This window comes from Salipaludibacillus daqingensis (assembly GCF_029891575.1).
GTDB classification, from domain to species: domain Bacteria; phylum Bacillota; class Bacilli; order Bacillales; family Salisediminibacteriaceae; genus Salipaludibacillus; species Salipaludibacillus daqingensis.
In genome coordinates this window covers 495,043-512,712 of the sequence record NZ_JARZHF010000001.1, presented here as the reverse complement: position 1 = coordinate 512,712, position 17,670 = coordinate 495,043, and the positions used below count along the sequence as shown (strand labels likewise).

The following is a 17,670-nucleotide window of genomic DNA, read 5'->3' as shown; positions in this document are numbered from 1 at the left end:
TTAAAATACAAGAGAAGTGTGAAGAGAGGAGAGGTCAAGCTTGTCCTATGTAAAAATTTTAAAAGAATTAAATCAAGGGAAATTAACACCTTTATATTTATTATATGGTTCCGAAACATATTTAATTGAGGATATTATTCAGCGTATTATGTCACAAGCCCTCTCAAAAGAAGAGCAAGAATTTAACCTTTCAAAATTCGACATGAATGAGCATCCAGTGGAATTAGCTGTGGAGGAAGCTTATACATTTCCATTTATGGGAGGAAGGCGGGTCGTTTTTCTTAAAGATGCTTACTTTTTTTCAACACAAAAAAACACGTCTAAAGTAGAGCATGATTTAAGTAAACTTGTATCGTACATAGACCATCCTGCAGAAGAGACCATTTTTATCGTTCAAGCTCCTTATGAAAAATTAGATGAAAGAAAAAAATTAGTAAAAAGCATGAAAAAACAGGCATCCGTTATGGAAGGCAGACCGTTAGAAGAAAAAGAATTGAGGCAATGGATGGTGGAGAAAGCAGCGGAGTATCACGTTCAATTTGATTCTCGATCTCAAGAAAGACTGCTTACTCTTACAGGTGCAGACTTGATGGTTATGGCATCAGAAATAAAAAAACTAGCCATTCATGTAGGAGAAGGAGAAATCGTTACTGAGGCTAACGTGGATGATCTTGTGGCACGATCGCTAGAGCATGATATCTTTGCATTAGTAGACGGGGTTGTCAAATGCCAAGTTTACCAAGCATTAAAAATTTACAAAGATTTATTAAAACAAAAAGAAGCTCCCCTTAAGATCCTTTCGTTAATGGTTCGTCAATTTAGAATTTTATACCAAGTAAAACAACTTACACAACAAGGATATGGAGAAAAAGTCATCGCTGCTCAACTTAAATTACACCCCTATGTTGTCAAGTTAGCAGCGCGACAAGTCCAAAAATTTCGTAATGAAGAATTATTACAACTCATCGATCAGTTAGCTGATCTTGACTTTAAAATAAAAACAGGACAAATGAAAGATGAGTTAGGAGTGGAGTTATTTTTACTCCAACGTCAACCTGTGAAATAAGAGATTAAACGGGAGAGCATTTACAATGCTGTCCCGATTTCTTTGCCAATTTTCCTTCATTGTTTAGTATGTACATTCCATTTTCGGGCAAATTAAAAAGGCATATCACCGATTATAGTGATTGCCTTTTTGATTTTAAATGTGATTATTTTCCTCTAATATCTTTCAATAGAAAAGAGATTATGCAGAGATCTCGTTTAAGCGCTTTTGCAAGTTAGACTTTTGACGATTTGCTGCATTTTTATGGAAAATGCCTTTGTTAGCTGCTTTATCTAATTTCTTAGTAGCTGAAAGGAATGCTTGTTTTGCTCCTTCAACATCTTTTTCTTCAGCTTTCGTGTTAAAGACTTTGATTGATCTACGAAGGTCGGATTTAAATGAAGCATTCTGAGCGCGTTGCTTTTCAATAGTTCGACCACGTTTGATAGCAGATTTAATGTTTGCCATCTTTGTTCACCTCCTCGATGCAACCGTAATAACGTTTGGTTTTGCGTGCAACAATAAGGATTGTACCAAAATGATATTTAAAATGCAATAACATTTTACTGAGGTGGCTAGTTCAAGTAACACATAAAAATGAAGCGGAGGGATTTTTGCAATGAAAGACTTGGAGCTGGATGAATATCAAGTTCGAACAGATTTAGCTGTTGAAGCACACACGTTAGCTCGAGAAAAAGGAGATAAACAAAAGGAAAAGTCAAACGAAACAATAGATGGAGTCAAGTTAGATAAACGAGAACAAGACGGTGTGGATATTACGTATGTCACTATTGAAGAAAAAGCAGCGGAACAAATAGGAAAAAAACCAGGGAAGTATTTGACGCTACAAATAGATGGGATCAGACAAAAAGACACAGAATTACAAGCGAAAGCAGAAAAAATATTTGCGAAGGAATTTAATCAATTTTTAACATCTCTTGGGATTAAAGAAGAGGCAACGTGTTTAGTAGTAGGTTTAGGTAATTGGAATGTTACCCCGGATTCTTTAGGACCGCTTGTCACTGATAATCTTTTGATAACGAAACACCTCTTTGAATTACAACCTGAAAATGTTCAAGAAGGATTCCGGCCAGTTAGTGCGATTTCCCCAGGCGTTATGGGGTTAACTGGGATTGAAACGAGTGACATTATTTTTGGAGTTGTAGAAAAAGTCAAACCAGACTTTATCATTGCGATAGATGCTTTGGCCGCTCGTTCTGTTGAACGTGTGAATACAACGATTCAAATCTCAAATTCTGGAATTCATCCAGGTTCAGGGGTTGGTAACAAACGAAAAGAGTTATCAGAAGAGGTTTTAGGTATACCTGTGATCGCTATCGGGGTTCCGACCGTTGTTGATGCGGTCTCTATCACAAGCGATACGATTGACTATTTATTAAAACATTTTGGAAAAGAATCCAAAGAGAGTAATCAACCGAAACGCGCTTTAGCTCCAGCGGGGATGACCTTTGGAGAGAAGCGTAAGTTAACAGAAGAAGATTTACCAGAAGAGAAGCAGAGGGAGTTATATTTAGGTATCGTAGGTACATTACAAGAAAACGAAAAACGTCAGCTTATTCAAGAAGTCTTATCGCCTCTTGGTCATAATTTAATGGTTACACCAAAGGAAGTAGACGAATTTATAGAAGACATGGCGAACTTATTAGCGCAAGGATTAAACACTGCACTTCATTCTCAAGTGAACCAAGATAACGTTGGTGCCTATACTCATTAAAATGAATAACCCCCCCACTTAATTTCTTCCGAAATCTGAAAGTGGGGGGTTCTAGAGTATCGAGTTTCAAGATAGAAAGTTCTACATCCTCTCTTTTTGCATAGATATTTACTATGGACAAGCATTTAGAGAGGGTGACATTTTCATGTCTCGATATACATATGGAAAAAGTTCGAGCAAGTTACATTGGAAAAAAAAGCCAAGTCTTCAACAAAAAATAATCACATTAGTGATTGGAGTCATGTCCCTATTTTTCTTTACCGCAACATTGACAGCCTTCGATTCAGATTACAGTTTATCGTCTGATTCCCTAAATCAACTAAGTAATCAAATCCCTGTGGAATCACTCGTGTATTTATTAGCTAATGAAAACCGGTATTTTCAACAGTCATTGCCAGAAGACCACGTTCCTCCCTCATTTGCACCAGTTGTATTTGAATTGATGACGAACTTAAACCCTGATGATCCGAGAAGTTTATTAGGAAGGGAATTACCTGGCTTTTCTCTGTTTGATGGACGAATTGTTACTGCGGGAGCAGGAGCAGATTATACAAATATGCCTGTCGAATCAGCCCCACCAATGGAAGTACTGTTAGCAGAAAGAGATGCTTCAACAGAAAGGTTAGATGAATTAGCAGACCTGAAGAGATCCGTCTCTGAAACGGAAGATATAGAGGATTTACCTGTTACAGTCCATATTATTCACAGCCATAATCGAGAATCTTTTTTACCAGAATTACAAAATACAAGTGAACCTTTTCATGATAGTGTCAATATCACTTTAGCTGGAGAACGTTTAGGAATTGAATTAGCAAAACACGGTATTCATGCAGATGTAGACACAAGCGATATCGGGGCCAAATTAGATGAGCGAAGTTGGCAATATAGTCAATCATATGATATGTCCCGGGAAATAGTGGAGGGTGCGAAAGCAGAAAATGAAACGATTGAATTTTTCTTTGATTTGCATCGTGACTCTAAACCTAGAGACATAACGACGGTAGATATTGATGGGGAAACGTATGCAAAAACGTTATTTGTTATCGGGGAGAATAACCCTGATTTTGAACTTAATAAACAATTAGCAAATGATTTACATGATAAATTGCAAGAAGATTATTACGGATTAAGTCGTGGGATTTTTGCTCCTCCTGTAAGTGGAAGTGGACGAAATGGTGTGTATAATCAAGATCTTTCAGAAAATTCTATTTTAGTTGAGTTTGGTGGAGTCGAAAATTCGCTAGAAGAAGTTTACCGATCAGTGGAAGTGTTTGCAGAAGTATTCAGTGATTATTACTGGAAGCAAAAAAATGAAGAGTAAGGAAGGGGTATTAAGATGGGGCAGTTGCTGACGAGAGCTATCATTTTTTGTTCCATATTGATGTTTGGTTTTATCTTAGGAATTCTTTACTCCGATCAGGATGTTGATTTTACTAGTGAACGATTTCATTTAAAAAAAGAGGAGCCAAGCACGGAACAACGTTTTAAGGTGAAAGATAATCAACCTCATATCATTGAGATGGAAGAAGATGAGGGATTGGTCGTCTATCAAGAAGGAAATGAAGAAATTCATGAATTTCTTGAAGAACAATTACCGACGTTTATAGATAAATCAACGGAATCAAATCAAGAATCAAGTCCTTTGTTTTCCGAAATAGGGTTACGCACGGCGGGGGCTTTTGAAACAGTATTTCAAAAAATGTTCTCTGTAATTGATGGTAATTAGTTTCTTAAAAGGATTCATTTTTTCTATATTCTATCCCTTGATCAATTCTTGAACATGGCTTATGAGCTACTAAATAAAGTAGGTTCAAAAAAGTAATGTTTGAACGTTCGCTATTATTCTTGCTATAATGATGGATAGTGTAAAACGGAGTTCGTAGGAGTGATAGTGAAATGAAACCTGAAGACCGCATTAAAAGACGAGATAAGATTCGTAATTTCTCGATAATTGCTCACATCGACCATGGCAAGTCTACGTTGGCTGATCGTATATTAGAAAAAACGAGTGCATTAACCCAGCGTGAAATGAAAGACCAAATGTTGGATGCGATGGATCTTGAGCGTGAACGAGGCATTACGATAAAACTAAATGCTGTTCAATTAACGTACAAAGCTAATGATGGAGAAGAGTATATTTTCCACCTTATTGATACACCAGGGCATGTAGATTTCGCTTATGAAGTGTCCAGAAGTTTGGCTGCATGTGAAGGGGCACTGCTTATTGTCGACGCTGCTCAAGGTATTGAAGCACAAACGTTAGCTAATGTTTATTTAGCGTTGGATAACGATTTGGAAATCCTACCGGTTATAAATAAAATTGACTTACCGAGTGCGGAACCGGAACGAGTGAAACAAGAAGTAGAAGACGTTATTGGTCTTCCCATGGATGAGGCTTTGTTAGCATCTGCTAAAAATGGGGTCGGCATTGAAGAAATTTTGGAATCTGTTGTGAAAAATGTGCCAGCACCTTCTGGTGATCCTGAGGCACCTTTAAAAGCAATGATTTTCGATTCTCTTTATGATCCTTACCGGGGTGTCATTGTTTATATCCGTATCATGGAAGGAACCGTAAAGCCTGGAGAAAAAATTAAGATGATGCAAACAGAAAAAGAATTTGAAGTGCAAGAAATTGGCGTTTTTACTCCAAAGCCTGTTAACAAGGATGAATTAACCGTAGGTGATGTTGGATATATGATCGCTGGGATTAAAAACGTCAGCGACAGTCGTGTTGGTGATACGGTGACTCACGCTCATCGACAAACGGCAGAAGCGATGCCTGGATATCGAAAGCTTAATCCTATGGTATTTTGCGGATTATACCCTGTTGACACAAATGATTATATCGCATTAAGAGAAGCGTTAGAAAAACTTGAGTTAAATGATGCAGCATTGCAATTTGAGGCGGAGACCTCCCAAGCGCTAGGGTTTGGATTTCGTTGTGGATTTTTAGGATTGCTTCATATGGAGATTATTCAAGAGCGAATCGAACGAGAATTTAATATCGATCTTATAACTACAGCACCAAGTGTTGTGTATGAAGTGTTCCAAACAGACGGTGAAACGTTAAGGATTGATAACCCATCTGAAATGCCAGAAGCCCAAAAAATAGAATATGTACTAGAACCTTACGTGAAAGCAGAAGTAATGGTCCCAAATGAATACGTTGGTCCTGTTATGGAGCTTTGTCAAAGAAAACGTGGCAACTATATTGACATGAAATATTTTGATGCCAATCGGGTTAATCTCATATATGAACTACCTTTATCTGAAATTGTTTACGACTTTTTTGATACGATGAAATCGAGTACGAAAGGATATGCATCGTTTGACTATGAATTGATCGATTACAAAGAAAGCAATTTAGTTAAAATGGATATTTTAATGAATGGGGATAAAATTGACGCTCTTTCTATCGTCGTCCATCGAGACAGTGCTTATGAGAGAGGGAAAAATGTTGTAGAGAAGTTAAAGGAATTAATTCCGCGTCAACAATTCGAAGTCCCAATTCAAGCAACTATTGGTCAAAAGGTTATCGCACGATCAACCATTAAAGCGATGCGAAAAAATGTATTAGCAAAATGTTACGGAGGCGATATCTCTCGTAAACGTAAATTGCTCGAAAAACAAAAAGAAGGTAAAAAACGAATGAAAACTGTTGGTAATGTCGAAGTACCACAAGAAGCGTTTATGTCAGTTCTTAGTATGGATGAAAATAAGTAAACGGACTATTAGACCGCAGGCAGCCTGCGGTCTTTCCCCGTTTTATGAAAGAGAGGTCGAGTCATATGCCGAAGTCCCTTTATGTTCATGTTCCTTTTTGTGAGCAAATTTGTCATTACTGTGATTTCAATAAATTTTTCTTAAAAAATCAACCGATAGATGAGTATTTAGAGCTATGTGCTAGCGAAATGGAAAAAACAGTCCATTCTTTTCCTACAGACGAAGGTATTTCGACGATTTACATCGGTGGAGGAACTCCTACATCTATATCTACACATCAACTACAATATTTGTTAGCAAAAGTGAAACAGCATTTTTTTCTTGCAGAAAATGTGGAATTTACAGTAGAAGTGAATCCTGGTAGCGCAGATGAAGAGAAAATGGCTATGCTTTACGAGATGGGTGTGAACCGGTTAAGTATAGGTGCTCAAACATTTGATGAAAATTTATTGAAGGCGATAAATCGAGATCATGAAGCGAAAGATGTGGAAAAAACAGTTGAACTAGCAAGGCGAGTGGGGATCAATAATCTTTCAATCGACATGATGTTTGGCTTACCAAGACAAACGATGTCGCAATGGAAAAGTTCGTTAGAGATCGTATGTCAGATGCCAATTCAACATATCAGTGCTTATTCGTTAAAAGTAGAAGAGAAAACGGTGTTTTATCAATTGCTTAGAAAGGGTAAACTTCCCATGCCAGGACAAGAAACGGAAGCAGAAATGTATGAATATATGCTGGAAAAACTGAATGAAAACGGATTTCATCATTATGAAATTAGTAATTTCGCTAAAGAAGGTCGGCAAAGTCTTCATAATTTAACATATTGGAATAATGAAGAATACTATGGCATTGGTGCTGGGGCTCATAGTTATATGGATGGAGTTCGTAGAGCCAATCATGGTCCATTACCAAAATATATGAACGCACTGAAAAATAATGAATTACCTTACTTCGAAGAACATGTTGTACCAACAATGGAAAAAATGGAAGAGCAGATGTTTATGGGACTAAGGAAAAGAAATGGCGTCTCTATCCAAGAATTTCAAAAAAAATTCGGAAAAGATGTTTATGAAGTTTTCCCTCAAGTCATTGAAAAATTAAAAAAAAATCTTTTATTAGAAGAAGATAAAGGCAGGGTGAAACTTACTAATAAAGGGCTTTTATTAGGAAATGAAGTGTTTGAGAAGTTCTTATTAGGCGAATAAAAGATAAATTTTTTTCATTTTATGAATTCTCTCCGTTGACAACTGGAATCCTTCTTTGGTAACTTATATTATAGATTTAGCACTCGCTGATGAAGAGTGCTAACAGGGGGGATATTTATGTTGACAGAGCGTCAGTTACTGATCCTAAAAGCAATTGTTGATGATTATATTACAAATGCGGAACCTGTAGGATCAAGAAGTGTGTCGAAACGTGATGAAGTGAGCTATAGCCCTGCTACTATTCGAAATGAAATGTCTGATTTAGAAGAGTTAGGTTTTTTAGAAAAACCTCACAGTTCTGCTGGAAGAATACCTTCTCAAAAAGGATACCGATATTATGTTGATCATCTTCTTTCACCAAGTGAATTAACGAAAGGAGAAATGTCTGACATTCAAACCGTCTTAGATAGTCGGTTTAATGAGTTTGAGCAACTAATAAAACAATCGGCCAAAGTTCTTTCTAGCTTAACAAGTTATACTTCGATTGTTTTAGGTCCAGAAGTATTTGAATCGACATTAAAGCAAATTCAATTGATTCCAATTTCAAATAATCAAGCAGTTGCTATTATTGTCACAGATACAGGGCATGTCGAAAACCAAACCGTCCAGTTTCCAGGTGATTTAAAGGGGGAAGAATTGGAAAAGGTAGTTAACATCTTGAATGAAAAACTTCGAGGAGTTCCCCTTGTTCAATTACAAGAGAAGTTATCTGCAGAAATTTCATCTTTGTTAAAACGATATGTTAACCAGTATGAATCGATGATTCAAATGCTTGGAGATGTTTTTCATACCCATCAAAGTGGAAAGGTGTTTTACGGCGGGAAAACAAATATTCTTGCACAGCCCGAATTTAATAACGTGGAACGGGTAAGAAACATCTTGAATATTTTTGAGGAAGATAATCTCGTATCAAAACTGTTTCGATCAGAAGATCGAGGGTTAACGATTAAAATCGGGGAAGAAAACCGATTCGAGCCGTTTGATGAGTGTACAATTATTACTGCGACCTATTCTCTTGATGGAAAACATATGGGGACGGTCGGTATATTAGGGCCGACAAGAATGGAATACCCACGTGTAATCAGTATCATGGATTATTTATCTAAAGATATGACCAAGATATTAACGGCGTGGCATCAGAAGAAATAGTAAAAATAATGACTAAAATTGAAAATCTGATTTTTTTAAGGAGGTGAAATACGTGCAAAACGAAACAAAACGTGAGACAGACCAAGAGGTAGTATCAGAAGAGACTACTGAAGAGGTTGAAGAAGTAGAACAGTCCGCTGATGAAGATGTTGTTGAGGCAGAGGCAGAAGTAATCGAGCCTGAAGATGAGTCGTCTTCAACCGTTCAGCAAGAGCTAGAGCAGAAACTTGAAGAAACGACAAATAGAATGTTACGACTTCAAGCTGATTATGATAATTTCCGACGTCGCACACAGCAAGAAAAAGAGTCAGCGGCTAAATATAGATCACAAAGTTTGGCTGAAAGTTTATTGCCAGCTCTTGATAATTTCGAGAGAGGGATGAAAATCGATGCCCAAAGTGATGAAACGAAAAGTTTATTACAAGGAATGGAAATGGTTTATCGCCAAATGAAAGAAGCACTAAAAAATGAAGGTATTGAAGCCATTGATTCAGTTGGCCAACCTTTCGATCCACACGTTCATCAGGCTGTCATGCAAGTAGAATCTGATGAGTACGAACCTAATGTTGTGGTAGAAGAAATGCAAAAAGGATATATGTTAAAAGATCGTGTCATACGACCAGCAATGGTAAAAGTAAATGCATAATTACATATGCAATGAATAGGAGGATTTTTTCATGAGTAAAGTAATTGGAATTGATTTAGGTACAACAAACTCTTGTGTAGCAGTAATGGAAGGTGGAGAATCCACGGTTATTGCAAACGCAGAAGGTGCAAGAACAACCCCTTCTGTCGTGTCATTCAAAGACGGTGAACGCCAAGTAGGGGAAGTAGCAAAACGTCAAATGATTACAAACCCAAATACGATTACATCGATTAAACGTCATATGGGTACAGATCACAAAGTAGAAGCTGAAGGTAAAGATTATACACCACAAGAAATTTCTGCGATTATTTTGCAAAAATTAAAGTCAGATGCAGAAGCATACTTAGGGGAAACGGTAACGAAAGCAGTCATTACTGTTCCTGCTTATTTCAATGACTCTCAACGTCAAGCAACAAAAGACGCTGGTAAAATTGCGGGATTAGAAGTAGAGCGTATTGTCAATGAGCCTACTGCAGCTGCATTAGCTTATGGAATGGAGAAAGAAGAAGATCAAACGATTCTTGTATATGATTTAGGTGGCGGGACGTTTGACGTATCTATTCTAGAACTTGGCGATGGTTTCTTTGAAGTGAAATCAACTTCTGGAGATAACAAATTAGGTGGGGATGACTTTGACCAAGTTATTATCGATCACCTAGTAGCAGAGTTTAAAAAAGACAACGGTATTGACCTTTCTCAAGATAAAATGGCACTTCAGCGTTTGAAAGATGCAGCTGAAAAAGCGAAAAAAGACTTGTCTGGTGTATCACAAACACAAATTAGTCTACCGTTTATCACAGCAGACCAGTCTGGACCTAAACACTTGGAGTTAACGCTATCGAGAGCGAAGTTTGAAGACCTTTCTTCACATCTTGTTGAGAGAACAATGGGACCTGCTCGTCAAGCATTAAAGGATGCTGGCTTATCAGCAGGAGAAGTGGATAAAGTTGTATTAGTTGGTGGTTCTACTCGTATTCCAGCTGTGCAAGAAGCAATTAAGAAAGTTGCAGGAAAAGACCCTCACAAAGGTGTAAATCCTGATGAAGTAGTTGCGTTAGGTGCTGCTATTCAAGCTGGAGTTCTTACTGGAGATGTGAAAGACGTTGTCTTACTTGACGTAACTCCATTATCTTTAGGTATCGAAACAATGGGTGGCGTATTCACAAAACTTATTGAAAGAAATACAACAATTCCGACAAGTAAGTCACAAACTTTCTCAACAGCTTCAGACAACCAGCCTTCTGTTGATATTCATGTTCTTCAAGGTGAGCGTGAGATGGCTGCCAATAATAAAACATTGGGACGTTTCCAGTTAAATGATATCCCACCAGCACCTCGTGGTGTGCCACAAATTGAAGTATCGTTTGATATCGATGCTAATGGTATTGTTAATGTTCGTGCGAAAGATCTAGGAACAAACAAAGAGCAGTCGATTACGATTACATCTTCTTCAGGTCTTTCTGATGAAGAAGTTGATCAAATGGTAAAAGATGCAGAAGAAAATGCAGAAGAGGACAAGAAGCGTCGTGAAGAAGTAGATCTTCGTAACGAAGCAGATCAACTTGTATTCTCAACAGAAAAAACATTAAAAGATCTTGGCGAAGACAACGTTGATGCTGAGGATAAAGAAAAAGCAGAAACAGCGAAAGAAAAAGTGAAAACAGCTCTTGAAGGAGAAGACATAGAAGCAATTCGAACTGCAAAAGATGAGCTTCAAGAGATTGTGACTCAACTCACAACGAAATTGTATGAGCAAGCAGCTCAACAAGCTCAAGCAGAGCAAGGAGACGGAAGTCAAGAAGCAGATGCTGAAGATGATGTTGTTGATGCAGAGTACGAAGAAGTAAAAGACGAAGATAAAAAATAATTAAACGTAACTCTTAACTGAAAAGTCAAAGTCAGGATTTTCTTGACTTTGACTTTTTTCACGAAAAGCAGGTTAGGTAATGCGTTTTCGTACCTTGCCTGTTAGACTTGTGAATGATAAGATATTCGTTATGGATTAAACTCGGGAGTGAGCAGAATGAGCAAGAGAGACTTTTATGATGTCCTTGGGGTTGAAAAAGGAGCATCGGAACCAGAAATTAAAAAAGCTTATCGACAATTAGCTCGTAAATACCATCCGGACGTGAATAAAGAAGCGGACGCAGAAGAAAAATTCAAAGAAGTAAAAGAAGCGTATGACACGTTGAGTGATAATCAAAAACGAGCACATTATGATCAATTCGGTCATGCTGATCCAAATCAAGGGTTTGGAGGAGCTGGTGGCGGTGACTTTGGTGGCTTTAGTGATATTTTCGATATGTTCTTTGGTGGCGGCGGAAGAAGAGATCCGAACGCACCACGCCAGGGTGCAGATATGCAGTATACAATGACTCTAGAATTCAAAGAAGCTGTTTTTGGAAAAGAAACAGATATTGAAATTCCGAGAGAAGAAACGTGTGAAACATGTGATGGATCAGGAGCTAAAAAAGGAACAGATCCAGAAACATGTACTCATTGTGGTGGTTCTGGACAGTTAAATGTGGAACAAAACACGCCATTTGGTCGTGTCGTGAATCGTCGTGTCTGCCATCATTGTGAGGGTACAGGTCAATTCATTAAACACAAGTGCCGAACGTGTGGCGGTCAAGGAAAAGTGAAGAAACGTAAGAAAATTCATATTAAAATACCTGCAGGCGTTGATACAGGCCAACAAATTCGTGTAGCAGGACAAGGTGAACCAGGTGCTAATGGAGGCCCTCCAGGTGATCTTTTTGTTGTATTTAACGTGCAATCAGATGAGTTTTTCAAACGAGATGGAGACGACATATTCTGTGAAATGCCAATCACATTCGTCCAATCTGCATTAGGTGATGAGATAGAAGTGCCAACTCTTGAAGGAAAAGTAAAACTTAAAGTGCCTGCTGGAACACAAACAGGAACTCATTTCCGTCTTCGTGGAAAAGGAATACCAAATGTTCGAGGGATGGGACAGGGTGATCAGCACATTCAAATGAAAGTCATTACACCGAAACAATTATCAGAACGACAAAAAGAGTTGTTGCGTGAGTTCTCTGAAGTTAGCGGAAATGAAGCACCAGATGAACAAAGCGATAATTTCTTTGCAAAAGTAAAAAGAGCATTTAAAAGTTTCGGTTAATCAATGAAGGCTAAGGAGTTGGTAACATGAAATGGTCAGAAGTTTGTATTCATACTACCCAAGAGGCAGTGGAACCAGTAAGTAATATTTTACACGAATCTGGCGCAAGCGGTGTAGTTATTGAAGATCCGGAAGATTTAAATCGAGATTGGGAAACGAAGTTTGGTGAAATTTACGAGCTCTCTGCGGAAGATTACCCTACCGAAGGTGTTTTATTAAAGGCATATCTTCCCGTTAATAGTTTCGTAGGAGAATCGATAGAAGAAATCAAAGAGGCCATTAACCAACTCCTTGTCCATCATATTGATATTGGTAAAAACAAAGTCACAGTAAGTGAAGTGAATGAAGAAGACTGGGCAACAGCATGGAAAAAATACTATAAGCCAGTGAAGATTTCTTCTCATATTACAATTACGCCCTCATGGGAAGACTATAAACGTGTTCACGATGAAGAGTTAGTCATTGAACTTGATCCAGGTATGGCTTTTGGCACAGGGACTCACCCAACAACAGTTTTATGTGTACAGTCGTTAGAACGCCATTTGAAAAAAGGGCAATCAGTGATTGATGTTGGAACAGGTTCTGGTGTATTAAGCATTGCTGCTGCAAAACTAGGAGCAGCAAACGTTGACGCGCTAGATTTAGATGAAGTAGCCGTTGAATCAGCTACTATGAATGTTAAATTAAATCACGTGGACGACATCGTGACCGTTCGGCAAAATAATTTGCTGGAAGGCGTCGGTTCTTCGCCTGATTTAATTGTTGCAAATATTTTGGCTGAAGTTATTGTTAAAATGGCTGATGATGCTTTTGCCACATTGAAAAATGGCGGTAAAATTATTACATCAGGCATCATTCAAACAAAACGGGACTTAGTTAAAGGAGCTCTTCAATCTGCTGGTTTTGAGATTGATGAGGTAGTGGAGATGGAAGATTGGTTAGCGCTAGTCGCTAAAAAACCAGAGTAGGTGAAATCATGCAACGATATTTTTTGAGTAAAGAACATTTCGATGATGGTTATGTTATGATTAATGGCGAAGACGCAAAACATATTAGCCGTGTCATGAGAATGGCTATCGACGATTTGGTTATTTGCTGTGATAATGAACGGAAATGTTATTTATGCAAAATTACTGAAGTGATGCCTAACTTTGTTAAAGCGGTTATAGTGGAACCTATGACTAAACAAGTAGAATTGCCAATAAACGTTTCAATCGCGCATGGACTGCCTAAAGGGGATAAACTTGAATTAGTTATCCAAAAGGGTACAGAATTAGGCGCTGCTTCATTTATACCTTTTCAAGCAGAAAGATCCATTGTCAAGTTGGATGAAAAAAAAGGTAGGAAAAAAATCGAACGATGGAATAAGATTTCTAAAGAAGCAAGTGAACAATCTCATCGTCAGTTTGTCCCACCAGTTGAAGCAATCCAAACTTTGAAACAGCTAGTTCACCTATTCCATTCATATTCTTATGTCATCCTTGCATATGAAGAGGAGGCAAAGAATGATGAGAAAAGTCGTTTCCATCATACACTGTCACAAATGAAACAAGGAGACTCTCTTTTATTTGTGGTAGGACCTGAAGGAGGTTTTTCTGATCGGGAAGTGGAATTGATGGTTGAGAATGGAGCCATTAGTTGTGCCCTTGGGCCAAGAATATTACGGAGTGAAACAGCTCCATTATATGGCTTAGCTGCCATATCATATCATTTTGAATTGTTGGGGTGATGAAAATGCCATCGGTCGCTTTTCATACATTAGGATGTAAAGTTAACCACTATGAAACAGAGTCTATTTGGCAACTGTTTCAGCAGGCAGGTTATGAAAAAACTGAATACGATCAAATTTCTGATGTATACGTCATCAATACGTGTACAGTTACAAATACAGGTGATAAGAAAAGTCGACAAGTGATTCGCAGAGCGATTCGAAAAAATCCTGATGCTGTTGTTTGTGTGACGGGTTGTTATGCGCAAACATCACCCGCGGAAGTAATGGCAATTCCAGGAGTAGATATTGTTGTAGGCACGCAAGATCGCCACAAACTTTTACCTTATATTGAAGAATTCCAAGAAAAAAGAGAACCAATTAACGCAGTTGGTAACATCATGAAAGCTCGAGTTTATGAAGAGCTAGATGTGCCATCATTTACAGATCGAACAAGAGCTTCATTGAAAATTCAAGAAGGGTGCAATAACTTCTGTACGTTTTGTATTATCCCATGGGCAAGAGGGTTGATGCGTTCAAGAAAACCTGAAGATGTTTTGCAGCAAGCAACGCAGCTTGTGGAAGCGGGGTATAAAGAGATTGTCTTAACCGGTATTCACACAGGTGGATATGGTGAAGATATGAAAGACTATAGCCTTGCCAATTTATTAGCTGACTTAGAAAAAATCAATGGCCTAAAAAGGATTCGTATATCTTCCATTGAAGCTAGTCAAATTACAGATGCTGTTATTGACGTGATTGACCTGTCTGAGAAGGTTGTTCGACATTTGCACGTCCCTCTTCAATCCGGATCAAATACGGTTTTAAAACGGATGAGACGAAAATATACAACAGATTTCTATAAAGAGAGAGTAGATCGTTTGAAAAAAGCCTTGCCAGGGCTTGCGGTAACGTCAGATGTCATTGTAGGTTTTCCGGGTGAGACAGACGAAGAGTTTCAAGAAACCTTTGATTTTATTCGTGAAATAGGTTTTTCGGAACTGCACGTTTTCCCATATTCAAAGCGAACGGGTACACCTGCAGCAAGAATGGATGACCAAGTGGAAGACGAAGTGAAAAATGAGCGAGTTCATAAACTAATTGAACTTTCAAATCAGCAAGCAAAAGAATATGCTTCTATTTTTGAAGGGGAAGTTTTAGAAATGATTCCTGAAGAACAAGATCAAGCAAATCCAGACTATTTAATTGGTTACACAGATAATTACATGAAAGTGAAAGTGCCTTTGCATAAAGGATTTATTGGAGAAATTGTTCAAGTGAAAATTGATCAAGCTGGATACCCTTATAATACTGGTTCGTTTATAAAAGTCGTAAAAGAACCGGAATTCGTCTAATTAATGATTATTGAGAGCACCTAAAACAGGTGCTCTTTTTTATTTTTGACGTCAACTTATAGGGTTTATTTGTATTCGTATAAACGTTAATCATGAGTAATATCAAGGTTTGAAGGAAGGTTCACCTCCGTGAATTTTGATAATTAAATTTGCAAAAGGTCTACTAAAAGGGAGTAATACTAAAGAACAAATTGTGTTAAAAAGAAAAGCCGCATGAGCTAACTGCTGAGATGGTATATCGCTCGTTAATACAATAAGGGCTGTGAAAATACCTATAAACGGTAAAATGAAAAAGACGCCTAATATATTTAGCCAAATATGTGCATATGCCGTATATTTGGCTTCTGGTGAACCACCGATACTTGCTATCCATGCAGTAACGCACGTTCCAATATTTGCTCCTAACATGATAGCAATCGATGTTTTTATCGTGAGTAAGTTTTCTCCCATAAAACTCATGGCCATTGCTGTAACAGCTGAGCTTGATTGAACGATGGCACTGAGGATCGTACCAATAATAATTCCAGTCCCTGTTCTTTCGCTTGTGTAGATAAACCAATCATAGACACTAGGAATAGAAGAAAGGTGATAAGCTAAACTCTCAAATCCAGTCATGGCAGTGATCATCATCGATAGTCCGAAAAAAAAGCAACCGAAAGAGAAACCAGTTTCTTTCTTTGAAAATAGAAGAATAATTCCTAATGCTAATAATGGAAGAATAAATGATGATAAATCAAAAGCTAGAATCTCTAATGTTGTCACAGTTCCTATATTAGCACCAAGCATGATACCTATGGAATAATAAAAAGGAAGCAGTCCAACGGAAACGAAACCTACAGTTATCACCATGACAGCAGAGCTACTTTGGAGAAATGTTGCTGCTATGGTTCCAAGTAATAGTCCTTTCCAAGGTTTATTTACGAATTTCATTAAGAGTGACGGAACAACTCCTTTGAACCGTATGAGTAACCCGTGTCTCATGACTGTCATTCCGAATAGAAAAAGCGCAAGGTATATTGCAAATAATGTCATCCATTCGTTCATATTTTTTCCTCCTCAAAACACTATATCAATGAAGGAGGACAAACATGACAAAACAATAAATTTATAAAGAAAAGTTGACCATAAGTTCCCAATCATATATAATCAACATAGACATGCTTTTTGTACTTGTAGATTTTATCTCTTTTGAGAAAGATCAAAGTACGCTATGACAGAAGATTACGTCATGAATAACAACTGACGATCATCCAATGTCTCGTTTAGCATGTTTTGATTGGTTGTTCGGAGGGAGGGATACAGAATGGCAGAAACACGTGTTCGTAAAAATGAATCCATCGATGTTGCTCTTCGACGCTTCAAGAAGTCTATTTCAAAAGAAGGTACGATGGCAGAAGTTAAAAAGCGTAAACATTATGAGAAACCTAGTATTAAGCGCAAGAAGAAGTCCGAAGCGGCTCGAAAGCGTAAGTTCTAATGAGAGGGTGTATTTTCCTTGAACATTCTTGATCAATTAAATCAAGATATGAAGGATGCAATGCGCAACAGAGATAAGCAACGCCTTTCTGTTATTCGGTCAGTGAAATCTTCACTACAGAATGATCAGATTAATAAAGGCGAAGAGCTTTCTGATGATGAAATCTTGACCGTTCTTAATCGAGAGATGAATCAACGTAAAGAATCCCTCTATGAATTTGAAAAAGCCGATCGCAAGGAACTCGTTGACAAAACAAATGCAGAAATTCAGCTTTTGTCTGAATATATGCCATCACAACTCTCTGATGAAGAACTTCAACTTATCGTTACTGAAACGGTAGAAGAAGTTGGAGCAAAATCTAAATCAGATATGGGGAAAGTGATGGGTGCGATTATGCCAAAAGTAAAAGGTCGCACAGATGGATCAAAAGTGAAAAACTTTGTCCAACAATCATTATCTTAATGAATTAAACGCCTTGTCAT

General features: G+C 37.8%; 17 protein-coding genes. 15 read left to right on the top strand and 2 right to left on the bottom strand.

Going from position 1 to position 17,670, the window contains the following annotated elements:
• Window positions 1-40 precede the first annotated feature (40 nt).
• Window positions 41-1,066 (top strand): DNA polymerase III subunit delta, encoded by a 1,026-nt coding sequence (gene holA, locus QDN89_RS02660; RefSeq protein ID WP_280768524.1) that lies wholly within the window; start codon window positions 41-43, stop codon window positions 1,064-1,066.
• A gap of 180 nt (window positions 1,067-1,246) precedes the next feature.
• Here the strand turns inward: holA and rpsT are convergent, their stop codons facing one another.
• Window positions 1,247-1,513, bottom strand: a complete 267-nt coding sequence (rpsT, locus tag QDN89_RS02655) for a 30S ribosomal protein S20 (RefSeq protein ID WP_280768523.1) — start codon at window positions 1,511-1,513, stop codon at window positions 1,247-1,249.
• 151 nt (window positions 1,514-1,664) lie between these two features.
• Between rpsT and gpr the strand changes: the two genes are divergently transcribed.
• From gpr to mtaB, 12 genes are all read left to right on the top strand, one after another.
• Window positions 1,665-2,780: a GPR endopeptidase gene (gene gpr, locus QDN89_RS02650; protein WP_280768522.1), complete on the top strand. Its 1,116-nt coding sequence runs from the start codon at window positions 1,665-1,667 to the stop codon at window positions 2,778-2,780.
• A gap of 145 nt (window positions 2,781-2,925) precedes the next feature.
• Window positions 2,926-4,101, top strand: coding sequence for a stage II sporulation protein P (locus QDN89_RS02645; protein ID WP_280768521.1), 1,176 nt, complete (start codon window positions 2,926-2,928; stop codon window positions 4,099-4,101).
• A gap of 15 nt (window positions 4,102-4,116) precedes the next feature.
• On the top strand, window positions 4,117-4,506 hold the full coding sequence (locus QDN89_RS02640) for a hypothetical protein (protein WP_280768520.1): 390 nt from the start codon (window positions 4,117-4,119) through the stop codon (window positions 4,504-4,506).
• Between the two features lie 170 nt (window positions 4,507-4,676).
• Window positions 4,677-6,503 carry a translation elongation factor 4 gene (gene lepA, locus QDN89_RS02635; RefSeq protein WP_280768519.1) on the top strand — a complete coding sequence of 609 codons (1,827 nt, stop codon included), beginning with the start codon at window positions 4,677-4,679 and terminating at the stop codon, window positions 6,501-6,503.
• A gap of 65 nt (window positions 6,504-6,568) precedes the next feature.
• Entirely contained in the window at window positions 6,569-7,711 is a 1,143-nt protein-coding gene (gene hemW, locus QDN89_RS02630; RefSeq protein ID WP_280768518.1) for a radical SAM family heme chaperone HemW, read from the top strand.
• 117 nt (window positions 7,712-7,828) lie between these two features.
• Entirely contained in the window at window positions 7,829-8,860 is a 1,032-nt protein-coding gene (gene hrcA / locus QDN89_RS02625) for a heat-inducible transcriptional repressor HrcA (RefSeq protein WP_280768517.1), read from the top strand.
• A 52-nt stretch (window positions 8,861-8,912) separates the two neighbouring features.
• Entirely contained in the window at window positions 8,913-9,506 is a 594-nt protein-coding gene (grpE, locus tag QDN89_RS02620) for a nucleotide exchange factor GrpE (RefSeq protein WP_280768516.1), read from the top strand.
• Window positions 9,507-9,537: 31 nt separating this feature from the next.
• Window positions 9,538-11,373: a molecular chaperone DnaK gene (gene dnaK, locus QDN89_RS02615; protein WP_280768515.1), complete on the top strand. Its 1,836-nt coding sequence runs from the start codon at window positions 9,538-9,540 to the stop codon at window positions 11,371-11,373.
• Between the two features lie 156 nt (window positions 11,374-11,529).
• Window positions 11,530-12,648 (top strand): molecular chaperone DnaJ, encoded by a 1,119-nt coding sequence (gene dnaJ, locus QDN89_RS02610; RefSeq protein ID WP_280768514.1) that lies wholly within the window; start codon window positions 11,530-11,532, stop codon window positions 12,646-12,648.
• Between the two features lie 26 nt (window positions 12,649-12,674).
• Complete coding sequence (prmA, locus tag QDN89_RS02605; RefSeq protein ID WP_280768513.1) at window positions 12,675-13,616, top strand: 50S ribosomal protein L11 methyltransferase; 942 nt, start codon at window positions 12,675-12,677, stop codon at window positions 13,614-13,616.
• Window positions 13,617-13,624: 8 nt separating this feature from the next.
• Window positions 13,625-14,377: a 16S rRNA (uracil(1498)-N(3))-methyltransferase gene (locus tag QDN89_RS02600; protein WP_280768512.1), complete on the top strand. Its 753-nt coding sequence runs from the start codon at window positions 13,625-13,627 to the stop codon at window positions 14,375-14,377.
• Window positions 14,378-14,382: 5 nt separating this feature from the next.
• Window positions 14,383-15,711, top strand: a complete 1,329-nt coding sequence (gene mtaB, locus QDN89_RS02595; RefSeq protein ID WP_280768511.1) for a tRNA (N(6)-L-threonylcarbamoyladenosine(37)-C(2))-methylthiotransferase MtaB — start codon at window positions 14,383-14,385, stop codon at window positions 15,709-15,711.
• 102 nt (window positions 15,712-15,813) lie between these two features.
• Here mtaB and QDN89_RS02590 read toward each other — a convergent pair whose 3' ends face one another.
• Window positions 15,814-16,755 (bottom strand): Na/Pi symporter, encoded by a 942-nt coding sequence (locus QDN89_RS02590; protein ID WP_280768510.1) that lies wholly within the window; start codon window positions 16,753-16,755, stop codon window positions 15,814-15,816.
• A gap of 259 nt (window positions 16,756-17,014) precedes the next feature.
• Between QDN89_RS02590 and rpsU the strand changes: the two genes are divergently transcribed.
• Window positions 17,015-17,188 (top strand): 30S ribosomal protein S21, encoded by a 174-nt coding sequence (gene rpsU, locus QDN89_RS02585; protein WP_280768509.1) that lies wholly within the window; start codon window positions 17,015-17,017, stop codon window positions 17,186-17,188.
• 18 nt (window positions 17,189-17,206) lie between these two features.
• The gene (locus QDN89_RS02580; protein ID WP_280768508.1) at window positions 17,207-17,650 is read left to right on the top strand and encodes a GatB/YqeY domain-containing protein; all 444 of its coding nucleotides are present in this window, start codon (window positions 17,207-17,209) and stop codon (window positions 17,648-17,650) included.
• Window positions 17,651-17,670 lie beyond the last annotated feature (20 nt).